Genomic DNA, 2,429 nt, shown 5'->3' on the forward strand with positions numbered 1-2,429 from the left:
GATGATGCGCTGGTTCACCTTGTCGTAGTTGTTCATGTCGCGTGCCGCGATCTTCAGCATGTAATCGAAATCGCCGCTGATCCGGTAGAACGCGACCACTTCCGGAATCGATTCAATCTGCGCGCGAAACCGCCGGAGCCATTCTGCGGAATGCCGCCGCGTGCGGACCATCACGAAGACCGTCATCGGAACGCCGGCCGCCTCCTGAGAGACCCGTGCACCATAGCCGGTGATGGCGCCGCTCGCCTCCAGGGCCTTCAGACGTCGCCACAGGGCATTCTGCGACAGGCCGACCTCGTCCGCCAGTTCGCGCTGTGAGCGCGAACAATCGACCTGGAGCGCGGCCAGAATACGGAGGTTAATTTGATCCAATTTGGACGTCATTATTCGTTCAAACCTCCCAAAAATTCGACCACGGGAGGTAAAATATGTGAAGTTTTCTGCCTTCGCAATGATAACAATTCGCATCAAGACGAACACTGAAATCTGACAAGCAGTGTGCCTGTCCCGGGTGAGCGAGGTGAAAGCAATCCGGCCGTGATCGCGATCCCGCAGATGCGGGGCGCGGTGTCGGCAGACGCGTTCGCCAGATCGCAGCCCCAGGCGCACGCGAGGTGCGGCACGTGATGACGAGGTTTGAAGTTGCGCGGGTGCAGAGTCCTTCCACGACGCCCGGTAGTCTCGCCGGTCTGTTCGGCGGCGAAGCGGCCGAGCGGGAGTGGGTTCGAAACGCCGTTGCGGTGCTCGAAGGGGAGGCCCGTCGTTCGGTCGATACGCATCTGTACCGGCTGAGATTTCCAGGACTGAAAGGGATCGACGTCTATCTCAAGGACGAAAGCACGCACCCGACCGGCAGCCTGAAGCACAGGATGGGGCGATCGCTGATCATGTTCGGGCTGTGCAACGGCCTGATCGGGCCGGGCACCACGCTGGTCGAGGCGTCGTCGGGATCGACCGCCGTCTCCGAAGCTTACTTCGCCGAACTTCTCGGACTGCCGTTCGTGGCCGTCGTTCCGCGCTCGACGTCGCGACAGAAGATCATTGCGATCGAGCGCTTCGGCGGACGTTGCCACTTCGTCGACGAGTCCTCGGAAGTCTACGCCGCGGCACAGCGGATCGCGGCCGAAATCGGCGGCCACTATCTCGATCAATTCACCTATGCCGAGCGGGCGATCGACTGGCGTGCCGGCAACATCGCCGAGAGCATCTTCAAGCAGATGGCCGGCGAGCGTCATCCGGTGCCGGAGTGGATCGTCATGAGCACCGGAACCGGCGGGACGTCGGCGACGATCGGGCGCTACATCCGCCACACCAGGCACGAGACCCGGCTGTGCGGAGTGGACGTCGAGAACTCGTGCTTCTTCGAAGCGTACAAATCGCACAGTCGGTCGCCGAACTGTGTGCGCGGATCGCGCATCGAAGGAATCGGGCGACCGCGGGTGGAGCCGTCCTTCGTTCCGACGGTGATCGACCAGATGATCAGGGTTCCAGATGCGGCGTCGATCGCCGCTGCGCGGGTTCTGACCTCGCGGCTGGCTCACCGGGTCGGCGGCTCGACCGGCACGAACTTCATCGGGCTGTGCTGGTGCGCGGCCGAGATGCTTCGCGACGACCGCGCCGGATCTCTGGTGACGATCATCTGCGACGACGGCGAACGCTATTCGGATACGTACTACGACGACGCGTGGTTGCAGCGGCAGGACATTGTAATCGCGCCGCACGTCGAGGCGATCGAGCGATTTCTCGACACCGGCATGTTCGAGATGCCCGAAAGTGGCGCGGGGTTTGAATGTGCAAATTGACGCATCGCGTGCATCGGTGCGGCGGATGTGACCACAGGTAGTAACAGGCGGCGAACTCGCAGACCTCAGGATTTGTCAATGCCCGTAGAAAATTGGACGTCTCGCTATCTCGACGAGTTGAAGGAGTTCCGGCACGACCTGCATCGCAATCCCGAACTGCTGTACGACGTGCATCGAACCGCCCAGCGCGTCGCGCAGCGATTGCGTGAGGCCGGTGTCGACGAAGTACACGAGGGCATCGGCGGGACCGGCGTGGTCGGCATTGTTCACGGTCGGTCGCGCGCTTCGGGCCGTATGATCGGCCTGCGTGCCGATATGGACGCGCTGCCTATTATTGAGGCGACTGGCGCGGAATGGGCCTCGCAGATTCCCGGCAAGATGCATGCGTGCGGTCACGACGGTCACACCACCATGTTGCTCGGCGCGGCGCTCGGTCTGGTTGAAAGCCGCGCGTTCGACGGAACTGTCGCGTTGATTTTTCAGCCGGCGGAAGAAGGCGGTGCCGGCGCCAAGGCAATGCTGGACGACGGACTTCTGAGCCGATTTCCGATCCAGGAATTCTACGGGATGCACAATCGCCCGGGCTTTCCGCTCGGCAGTTTCGCCACCGGCGCGGGGCCGCAGATG

Annotated in this window: 3 protein-coding genes; 2 read left to right on the forward strand and 1 reads right to left on the reverse strand. The window is 62.4% G+C overall.

What is annotated here, in order from left to right; genetic code table 11:
• Nucleotides 1–384, reverse strand: a 384-nt coding sequence (locus DU475_RS23600; protein WP_164633493.1) for an Lrp/AsnC family transcriptional regulator, incomplete at its 3' end; no start/stop codon positions are given.
• Between the two features lie 242 nt (nucleotides 385–626).
• On the opposite strand from DU475_RS23600, the gene DU475_RS23605 reads away from it, so the two are divergent.
• Entirely contained in the window at nucleotides 627–1,802 is a 1,176-nt protein-coding gene (locus DU475_RS23605; RefSeq protein WP_205524528.1) for a PLP-dependent cysteine synthase family protein, read from the forward strand.
• A gap of 78 nt (nucleotides 1,803–1,880) precedes the next feature.
• On the forward strand, nucleotides 1,881–2,429 hold a 549-nt coding region (locus DU475_RS23610; RefSeq protein ID WP_164633495.1), incomplete at its 3' end, for an amidohydrolase.

Source organism: Rhodopseudomonas sp. WA056 (assembly GCF_010906995.1).
Classification (GTDB): domain Bacteria; phylum Pseudomonadota; class Alphaproteobacteria; order Rhizobiales; family Xanthobacteraceae; genus Rhodopseudomonas; species Rhodopseudomonas palustris_G.

Bases quoted from the DNA above. Each gene is read 5' to 3' on its own strand.
- DU475_RS23605 (WP_205524528.1), top strand. From the start codon at position 627: ATGACGAGGTTTGAAGTTGCGCGGGTGCAGAGTCCTTCCACGACGCCC.